Genomic DNA, 6424 nt, shown 5'->3' on the forward strand with positions numbered 1-6424 from the left:
ATGGGGAATTAGTTCTCCATATGGCCGCCGAGCCACGCAAGTATGTGTTCCGGATTCCGCTGGAACTCAAGGTAGCCATCCCAGCGGCGGGTCGATCCCTGCACCCAATACAGTTGTTTGTCCTCGGTACTTAGACCCGCGAACATGGTCTCAATGTCGTGCGGCTCGGTCAACGCGTCGTCGTGCACGGCGTACAGGTACGTGGGGATCGTGACGTACTTTGCCCACACGGCGCCGGGGCGCGCGGCGAATGGAATCGACGTGCCGATCCGCACGCGCTCGTCGAGATCGGGCAGTCGTTCCCGTCCGACACCGAGAATGTCGAGAAGACGGCTCATGATGACAGTGTCGGAGACGGGTTGGCAGGCGACCAGGCACCTGATGTCCCCGAAAGCCGCGGGATCGAGCTTCATGGCGGCGAATGTGGAGTTCGCCCCGAGACAACGACTGAACACTGCGGTGCGCATCCCCCCGGTATCGCGCCGGCTGCGTGCGTAGCGGATGGATCCCAGGACATCACGTGCCTCGAACAGGCCGCTGGTGACGGCCCCGCCATTGGCCGACCCGCTCAGGCCGAAGTTCCGCAGGTCGTAGGCGAGCACGTTGTAGCCCGCCTCGTGCAGAACCGAATAGTCGGGGATGAAGTCGACGTCCATCGTGTTTCCACTGGGCGCCCAAAGCGACTGCCACGGCTCAAGATGAGTGGGTTGTCCCGCACGGCTGAATCCCATGGGGTGGTTCAAAATAACGAGCCGGTCACCCTCTGCGGGAATGAACCACCCTTCAAGGGGGACGCCGTCGGCGGAGGAGAACGTGACATCCTCGTATTCGAGACCGGCGTCCGCTGGTGTCGACAGGACGGGAGACCGCAGCGGGTTGACGAATGACGCCGCAATGTTGTCGAGGATCTCCTCGGCCGCCGGCCCGGAGATCCGCGGCCGCTGCCCTGGAGTCGAGACGCCCGTCATCGGGACCCGTCAGCGGGAACCAGGTCCATCAGGGCCTTGCCGGTGCTGAAATCAATGGGCCATGAGACATGGTCGTGGATCATCAGCCACTCGCCGTCAATAAGCTCGAAGCAGTTGGTCGTGCGCACCCAGGAGTCCATCGCGTTGCCGTTCATGGTCCCGGACAATCGGACCGCGCAGCGTGCGATTGCCAACTCGGGCCGTACATGGATCTTAAGGTCGGCGATTTCCAGGCCGATGGGGCCGTCGAATGCCGCATAGAATTTTTCCCAGTTTTTGCGCCACATCTCGCCCCCGTTGAATTCAAAGGGGGGCATGAGGTCGAACGCCGTGAATCCCTCCGCTGCATAGAACGACATTATCGCGTCGACATTCTTCGACACGAACGCATCCCGCCACTCGTGCATACGTTCGCTGATTTGAGCGTCTAGCGGCGTGTTCGTTGGTTCGGTCTCGGACATGAGGATTTCCTTTCCGGGTCCGCGCGTCGGACCTGGAAACCATGCTCCTTGCGCGAACTTCCCGGAACCAGCCTCAGCATATGGTGGTATAAGAAATACCCCCCTTGCGGACTCGCCGATACGTTACCTACCGACCTGGCCAACCCCGCGGCCAGCTGGGTGGTGCGCACTTCTGCGGGCCCATCTGCTGGTCGACCTCAGCGTGCTGCACGACGCCGATGACGGCCTACGCCTGGGTGCCGAGCCGGAGCTCCTCACCCGGACCTTCACCGGAACCGCACCGGCCCTGTGGGGCACCGCCGAGCCCGCGGCCATGGTGTGGAACCGCGACGACATCACGGCGCCGGCACGACGGCGCGCGCCGGATGATTCGCAGTCGGCGACGGCACCGTCCGCGCCGACCGCGAGCGTCTCCGCGCGCTGGTGCGGCACCTGCGCCCGGTCGAAGCCGCCGAGTGCCACACCCCCGCGAAGTGTCGGGGTTGGCCGGCCGGCACGCGGCGGCCCTCACGCGTGCCGGCCGGCTACAGGCGCGGCCTGCGGCGGACCGGCGGTCTCCCGCGTCCTGCGGCCGGCGCCGTGCCTCAGCCCAGGAATCCGACCAGGGCGTCGACCAGGAGCTGGGGCCGCTCCTCGGGGATGTAGTGGCCGGTGTCTGCGACCTCGACCACGTCGATGTCCGGGCCCTTGGCCGGCAGCACGTGGCGCAGGAGCGCGTAGTTGCTCCCGGATCCGCCGAGCGCGAGGGTCGGTGCGGTCATCGGCCCGTAGGCGCGCTCGTCGGCGATGTCGCGGTTGAACGCCTGGTACCAGGCGGCGCCCGCGCGGATGGCGTCGGTGCTGGAGTAGGCCCGGGCGTAGATCTGCCGGGAGTGCTCGTCGATGCTGCCGGGGTCGTTGGTGTAGGTGTCGAAGAGCCAGTCGATGACCAGCCGCATACGGCCGTCGAACAACTGCTCGGGCAGGCCGTGTACCTGGTTGAAGGCGACCCACCACGGGAAGGACGCGTTGACGTCCTGGTCGGGGCCGGGCAGCAGCTTGAACTCCGACCACACCGCATCGGGGTGGGGTGCATCCAGCAGGACGAGCTTGGTGGTGGCCTCGGGGTGGTTGGCCGCGAACGCGTAGGCGACCATGCCGCCGATGTCGTGGCCGGCGATGGTGACCGCCGGCAGGCCGAGGTGGCCGACGAGTTCGTAGATGTCGCGCGCCATGGTCTTCTTGTCGTAGCCGCCGGCGGGCTTGGCCGAGGACCCCATACCGCGGATGTCGACGGCGATCACCCGGTACCGGCGCGCCAGCGCGGGCATGACCTTGCGCCACTGCCACCAGGTCTGCAACCAGCCGCCGATCAGGACCAGCGGCTCGCCGGCACCGCCCTCGACGTAGTGCAGCCGGGTGCCGTTCACCTCCGCTTCGTGGCTGGAGAACCCGCCGTCGAGCGAGTCGGCCAGGGCGGCGTCGTCATCTGGGGCAGATGTTGTGTCCACGGGACTTCCTTAATGTCGGCTGTTCCGAACGAGATGGCCTGCGGTCGGGGGGGGCCGACCGGGGCATATGCCATTTTACCTGTCTGTGCAGCTAAATTTTTCGGTACAGGTACGCTCCCCGGTACCGCTGCGCTTGCGCCGTGATCGCCCCCGAGCCTCCTCGCGTTCGTATCCGCCGCCGCGGGTGCCGCAGCTGACGCCTTGGGGGGCGGCGGGCGGTGGGTGGTGGCCCCGCTGGGCGTGAATGCGCTGGCGGGTGGGCGGGCGGACGGACGGGGTGGCGGTGGGACGGATCGGTTGCGGTGCAGGAGGCGGGCGGCGACGAGGTGTTCGAGCGCCTCGGCTGTGGGCGCCTCCAGTAGGCGGTCTTGGGTCGGGAGCATGGCCCACCAACTGCGGGTGTGGGTGCCGTACCAGGCGGTTACGCCCGGGAATAGGCGGCCCAGCCGACGGGCGGCGGGGTGGATGACCGCGGGTTGGCGGCGCGGGCGGGCCTGCGGGAGCGGTTGCGTCGCACGCGCGGGCCGGGTGGTTACTGTGGCGCTCATCGGACTTCCCCCTCGGTGTTGTGCCAGGTGTTCCCAGAGGCGTCCAGGTGGCCGCCCTCGTGCTCAAGCGGACGCACGCAGGCCGACGAGGAGCCGGAATCGGGACCGCGCAGGCCGCAGGTGTCGCCGAGGAGGTCGGCGACTCGGGACAGGATCTCCAGAGCGGAGCTCCGAACGCCGGCGGTCCAGTAGGTGTGCTCTTGCGTACTGGAGATGAGCTCGTCGGCCATCTGATGGAGAGTGCGGGCATCCCCGAGGTCGAGCAGCCGGGCCACCGACCCCGCCCGGCGCCGGGGCGCCGCGGCGGCGGGTTCGTCGGAAAACCCGCGGCTGACCGGTCGGTCGAGGTAGGGGCGTGTGCGCTGGGGCGGCGCCGCAAAGGCGCCAAGGGCGGAGTCGAGCGCGTCCAGGTCCGCGGCGGCGAGGGTGATGCCGTCGACCTGGCGGTGGTCGGCCCGGTAAGGGGCCGACTGGTCGGGTGCGTAGGTGAGCTGCCACAGCGCGCGGTGGCGGGTGTGCACCTCGCAGAAACGGGCGTAGTCCGGCGGGATGACAGGCTGCGGCGGGGCGTAGGGGCGAGGCCGGTTGGAACACCGCGACAGTGGCGCCTCGGACCGCAGTTCGTTTTGGATAGGATCAGACATGTCGTCAGCTCCTGGAAAGCTGGTGGCCAAGCCTCGGGACGGTTACCGCCGTCGCCGAGGTCTTTTCATGCATGCCCACTGTGACGCGCTACAGGTGAGGAATCTATAGCGGACTGGATACAGGGCGATTTTGAGAAGAAGTGAGGCAGGGCGAATAAATCCGTGCTGCCATGTGTCCATGGGCGATGCAACCAAAGATGCAGCGCGTCGATTCGGCCGCGAAGTGGCGCGCGTGCGAGAAATGTCCGATATCACCCAAGGAAAATTGGCGAGCCAACTGGGTATCAGCTCCTCGCACGTTTCCAACCTTGAGCGGGGCTACCGGACTCCCAAAGGCCCGGTGATCATCAAAATCGACAAGGCGTTGGCTACTGAAGGGCGACTCGTCCGGCTCTGGGAGGACCTCACCCGAAGCGGACGTGCAGCCTGGCTGGAAGAGTTGGCGGACATTGAACGCCAAGCGGTAACGATCGTGGAGTCCCAGACGACGACCTTGCCCTCGCTGCTTCAAACGGAGGACTACGCAAGGTCTGTAATGAAAACACTCTCCCCCTGGGCCGACCTCGAACAGATCGAATCGAGTGTTCAAGACAGGAAAAAACGGGCTGAGTGGTTCGTCTCTTCCCGAGCGCCGATCTACTGGGCGGTGATAGACCAGACCGTAGTCAGTCGCGAAGTCGGTACTCCCGACTTGATGAGGGCACAGCTAGAGCATTTGGCTACCTTGATCGAGCGCGGCCGCATATGTGTGCAACTTGTAACCGGCCAGCATCCAGGCCTCCGAGGCCCGTTCAAGATCATTTCCCCCGAGGCAGCACCGGACGTGGTATACGCGGAGTCTGCACACTCTGGACAGATCATCGACTCCCCCGACGATGTCCGCCGATTTCGGTTGGTTTATGGTGCCGTCCAAGCGGCTGCACTGTCGCCGCAGGAGTCAACGCGGCTGATCTTGAAGACGATTGAAGGTCTAGGACATGGGTGACATGGAAGTTTGGCGAAAGTCCAGCTACAGCGGTGGAGTCCACCAGGACTGCGTCGAGGTCGCATCGTCCCCGCAGCAGGCGAAGATCCGCGACACCAAGAACCGGCAAGCCGGACACCTAACGATCCCGGCAACCGAATGGTCCGCCTTCCTAACAGACCTCAAAGACGGCCAACTGTAGCCAAGCCGGCACACACAAGCCAGTACCCGCAGGGGCCCGGCCGGAGCCGGGCCCTTGGCCTTGGACTTGCCCTTGGCCGCGGCGGACCCCCGCCTGCCGCTGCCCGCCCCCGCCCGTCAGAACAGTGCTCCTCCCGGCGCAAAGAGCGCCCCGTCCGCCGCCGCCCCGTCCGGAAACAAAGAACGGAGACGACCGATGACCTCGCGAGAGGATCCGGCGCACCTCGGCATATTTTCGCGGGCGGGGTTGCTCGGCGCTGTGCTGTTGCTGCTCGCCATGGCCGCCACTTCCTGGATCGCCTGGGATTCCGTGCCCGAGATCGTGACGACCCGGGAGGCGACACAGCAGCGCGACGCCACCGAGGTTCCGCGGTGGCTGATCCTGAGCGCATTTCCCGCCACCGGTGTGGTGATTACCGGTCTGCTCCTGCTGGCGCCCAAAACGGAGCGTTTCCTGGAGCGCCGCATCGATCTGCGGTTCGGAGCCGATAGCACCGCCGGCAAACAGCGCGCGCTCGATGTGACGCTCCTGCTGCTGTCAGCGCTGCTGCTGGCATTGCACGTGCTGATCACGCTGCTGTTCGCCGCCGCCCCGATCCCGGCCGTCCCAGCGTTCCTTGCGGTACTCGGCCTCTTCCTGGCCGGGCTCGGCGCCGCCATGCCGGCGATCGGCCGGGCGATGTCCCTACCGCGGTCCCCTGGGATACGGCGCCTGGCGTCCGCATGGGCACAGGCGCACCGCCCCGGCGGACGCACCATGTCCGCACTCGGGCTGGTGCTGCTGGTCGCGGCACCGGCGTACCACACGCTGGCCCCGCAGCCCGGCCCGGCAGCCGTGCTGATCGGCGGTGCCGCCGCGTTCTCGGTCCTGCTCCCTTTCGCGGCGATGGTGGTGAGCACGGTACGAACGGCCCGCGGCTCGGACGGCGCAACCGGCGCCGCGGCACATCCAGGGGAGTCCTAGGCGGTGCGTGGACTTTCCTGCGTTCGTACTGCCGGAACGCTGTACCCCGCCGAAGGCGTAGCCGATCGCGTTGAGCACGATGCCGCGAACCCGCCGGACAACCCGCCCGGTGGCCGCGCTCCGGGGGGTGCTTCTATGGGATTGTCAAGCCGCCCGGGCCACCGGCGGTTGGTAGAACGTCCCG

7 protein-coding genes and 1 pseudogene are annotated in these 6424 nt (G+C 66.8%); 4 read left to right on the plus strand and 4 right to left on the minus strand.

The annotated features are described in order from the left end of the window. Positions 1-8: 8 nt before the first annotated feature. Both ACYVD5_RS23160 and ACYVD5_RS23165 read right to left on the minus strand, forming a co-directional pair. Positions 9-968, minus strand: coding sequence for an alpha/beta hydrolase (locus ACYVD5_RS23160; protein WP_461003233.1), 960 nt, complete (start codon positions 966-968; stop codon positions 9-11). Next, positions 965-1429, minus strand: a complete 465-nt coding sequence (locus ACYVD5_RS23165; protein WP_461003234.1) for a YybH family protein — start codon at positions 1427-1429, stop codon at positions 965-967. The genes ACYVD5_RS23160 and ACYVD5_RS23165 overlap by 4 nt, the downstream gene beginning before the upstream one ends. Here ACYVD5_RS23165 and ACYVD5_RS23170 point away from each other — a divergent pair. Further along, positions 1428-1814, plus strand: a pseudogene (locus tag ACYVD5_RS23170) (DUF6177 family protein); the annotation flags it as partial. The gene ACYVD5_RS23165 and the pseudogene ACYVD5_RS23170 sit on opposite strands and share 2 nt — an antisense overlap. A 199-nt stretch (positions 1815-2013) precedes the next feature. On the opposite strand, the gene ACYVD5_RS23175 reads toward ACYVD5_RS23170, so the two are convergent. Then, positions 2014-2919 carry an alpha/beta fold hydrolase gene (locus ACYVD5_RS23175; protein WP_461003235.1) on the minus strand — a complete coding sequence of 302 codons (906 nt, stop codon included), beginning with the start codon at positions 2917-2919 and terminating at the stop codon, positions 2014-2016. A 544-nt stretch (positions 2920-3463) separates the two neighbouring features. Continuing rightward, positions 3464-4111, minus strand: a complete 648-nt coding sequence (locus ACYVD5_RS23180; protein ID WP_461003236.1) for a hypothetical protein — start codon at positions 4109-4111, stop codon at positions 3464-3466. Positions 4112-4289: 178 nt separating this feature from the next. Between ACYVD5_RS23180 and ACYVD5_RS23185 the strand changes: the two genes are divergently transcribed. From ACYVD5_RS23185 to ACYVD5_RS23195, 3 genes are all read left to right on the plus strand, one after another. After that, positions 4290-5096, plus strand: coding sequence for a helix-turn-helix domain-containing protein (locus ACYVD5_RS23185; protein ID WP_461003237.1), 807 nt, complete (start codon positions 4290-4292; stop codon positions 5094-5096). 1 nt (position 5097) lies between these two features. Further along, positions 5098-5277 (plus strand): DUF397 domain-containing protein, encoded by a 180-nt coding sequence (locus ACYVD5_RS23190; protein ID WP_461003238.1) that lies wholly within the window; start codon positions 5098-5100, stop codon positions 5275-5277. A gap of 195 nt (positions 5278-5472) precedes the next feature. Further along, on the plus strand, positions 5473-6240 hold the full coding sequence (locus ACYVD5_RS23195; RefSeq protein ID WP_461003239.1) for a hypothetical protein: 768 nt from the start codon (positions 5473-5475) through the stop codon (positions 6238-6240). Positions 6241-6424: the final 184 nt, after the last annotated feature.

Source organism: Streptomonospora sediminis, from assembly GCF_054778995.1.

Bases quoted from the DNA above. Each gene is read 5' to 3' on its own strand.
- ACYVD5_RS23160 (WP_461003233.1), bottom strand. From the start codon at position 968: ATGACGGGCGTCTCGACTCCAGGGCAGCGGCCGCGGATCTCCGGGCCG.
- ACYVD5_RS23165 (WP_461003234.1), bottom strand. From the start codon at position 1,429: ATGTCCGAGACCGAACCAACGAACACGCCGCTAGACGCTCAAATCAGC.
- ACYVD5_RS23180 (WP_461003236.1), bottom strand. From the start codon at position 4,111: ATGTCTGATCCTATCCAAAACGAACTGCGGTCCGAGGCGCCACTGTCG.
- ACYVD5_RS23185 (WP_461003237.1), top strand. From the start codon at position 4,290: ATGGGCGATGCAACCAAAGATGCAGCGCGTCGATTCGGCCGCGAAGTG.
- ACYVD5_RS23190 (WP_461003238.1), top strand. From the start codon at position 5,098: ATGGAAGTTTGGCGAAAGTCCAGCTACAGCGGTGGAGTCCACCAGGAC.
- ACYVD5_RS23195 (WP_461003239.1), top strand. From the start codon at position 5,473: ATGACCTCGCGAGAGGATCCGGCGCACCTCGGCATATTTTCGCGGGCG.